The organism is Oscillatoria sp. HE19RPO, assembly GCF_024220515.1.
Classification (GTDB): Bacteria; Cyanobacteriota; Cyanobacteriia; order Cyanobacteriales; family Laspinemataceae; genus Laspinema.
The window spans coordinates 1-2,148 of sequence record NZ_JAMXOT010000060.1; the positions used below are offsets into that span (position 1 = coordinate 1).

Annotated in this window: 1 protein-coding gene; it reads right to left on the reverse strand. The window is 40.7% G+C overall.

All coding sequences use genetic code 11. The features are described 5' to 3' along the window. Positions 1-656 precede the first annotated feature (656 nt). Positions 657-1,730, reverse strand: coding sequence for an ISKra4 family transposase (locus NG833_RS06670; RefSeq protein WP_254564526.1), 1,074 nt, complete (start codon positions 1,728-1,730; stop codon positions 657-659). Positions 1,731-2,148: the final 418 nt, after the last annotated feature.

Here is a 2,148-nt window from a genome sequence, read left to right on the forward strand (position 1 = left end):
CTCCAAAAAATAAAACCTTCAAAAAACCCGCAGGCTCAAGCCTGGGGCTACACGGACAAAGCGGTGCCTGCGCGGGCTAAAAGAGCCTTGTTAGGTGCGATCGCATCAAAGCAAGGATGATTTATTTGTTGGAATCCCCTGAAGTCGTTACTACGAACAATTGAATCCGACTAAAAATACTACTGGATAAGACTTTCAGTCGGATTTATCCGACTTTAGCTGTTAGGCGGGGGTTTGAACCCCCGCCGGTTGTTGCTACTGGGGATAACGACTGAAGTCGTTACTACGAACTGGGGAGAATTATTGATAGTTTGAACAGGGTTTTATGGACTAGCCCGCGCAGGCGGGCTTTGTTTGTGTAGCCCCAGCCTTTAGGCTGTGGGGCGAAGAATACGGAAACGACTGAAGTCGTTACTACGAACTAAGAGAACGACTGAAGGGGAGCATCTCAATTTGGCAAAAATATTATCTTTCTAGAGTCGGATGATGGGAGGACCCTTCGCCTGGGTTGCTGAGAAAAAAGTTTATCAAAGCTTGGAGTAAACTTTAGGCAGAATAAAACGACCTAACTTCCCATACGGGAATCAGATAAATGGGATAAAATATTGAGTTATAAACTCTAAAAAAATAACAACTAACCGTCAGTCTTTGTCACCTTATGCAGCTAGGCTCCCATTAAGATAAGCACAGCGTAATCCTAAAATTTTATGGAGATTTTCGGAATTCCATTGTGCTCCAGCTAATTTTAATCGTTTGTCAATTTGCTTAACTGCTGACTCTACAGCTCCCGAGCCAATGGAACAAATTTGTTCTTTTTGAGCTTGCTCATAATTAATAATTCGGGATTCATGTTTAGTTAAATACGCTCTGAATTTAGAGGCTTGGTGACTTTTATACTTGAACACTTCGGCTTTAGCCTCTATAACTTGGCCCTTCCAGAGTAAAGTTTCGATTTTTTTCAGGTTCTTCTTTGACCCCCTAACTTTATAAAGATTTTCTTTAAGATGAAACCAATCTAAAATTTCCTGACGTTGTTCGGGGCTGCCTATTTCTTTAAAAAGATTCCAAATTCCGTCATGCCCATCTCCTAAACAGATGAGTGGATTAGTCGTTTTTTGACTATTAATCCAATCCGTTAAAGTTTGAGGGTCTTGAAAGCTCGCCCCATAGTAAATTCCTTGCATTCTTCCTACTTTATAATCTTTCCAGACACAAGGAGCGCCTTGAAAGGGAGTACGCAGTCTAACTTTACCTCCATCAATGCTGACTTCACTTACGGCTTGTTTAGCTGAAGGCCAATCAAATTCTGACTTATTAACTTGACGTTGTAATGTACTATGAGAAACTTGGACCCCCGTCAAGACTTCTATGTCCTTTTCTCCCATTCCATAAGAAGCTTTAGCACTCACTAACAAACTACATTTTAATAAAAGTGGGCTGAGGCGAGCATAGGAGGTTATTCCCATAATATGGGCTTGTTTGTTAGTTAAAGTTAGGTTTCCTACACAAGTTTTAAGTTTCCGGTTTTTTCCGTGAGTTGTTCCGGTCACTTGAGAGATAAAAAAAAACAAAAGTTTTGGCCCTATATAGTCCAAGATATGTTGCCGCGTCATGCTTTCTAACATTTCCATGTCTTTAAGCTTAACTGAGTCCATCTGGCTGTACAAAATTTCACCTATTTCTTGGATACAGGCGTCAAGGCGTTCTAACTGTTCAGGATTCAAGTTCATCAGCTTTAATTAAATTCAAATAAATAAAATTTTATCACATCAAATCACCCTCCTCAGCTATTGACTATTTAAATTCAATGCTTCTAGCTCATTCATCGGCTGCAACGCCGCACCCAGTCGAGTTTCATAATTTCCCTCAGAGCATCCAATGAACGACGGTGAGCAGCTTAGTACCGTTTTTCTCTTCTTTAGTTTAATATTGGCAATCTGCACTAATTTGAACAGTTACAGGCTTTTCCTGCCCCCTAAAAGTATCAAGTGCCAAATTGAGATGCTCCCGACTGAAGTCGTTACTACGAACTAAGAGAACGACTGAAGTCGTTACTACGAACTAAGAGAACGACTGAAGTCGTTACTACGAACTAAGAGAACGACTGAAGTCGTTACTACGAACTAAGAGAACGACTGAAGTCGTTAC

Bases quoted from the DNA above. Each gene is read 5' to 3' on its own strand.
- NG833_RS06670 (WP_254564526.1), bottom strand. From the start codon at position 1,730: ATGAACTTGAATCCTGAACAGTTAGAACGCCTTGACGCCTGTATCCAA.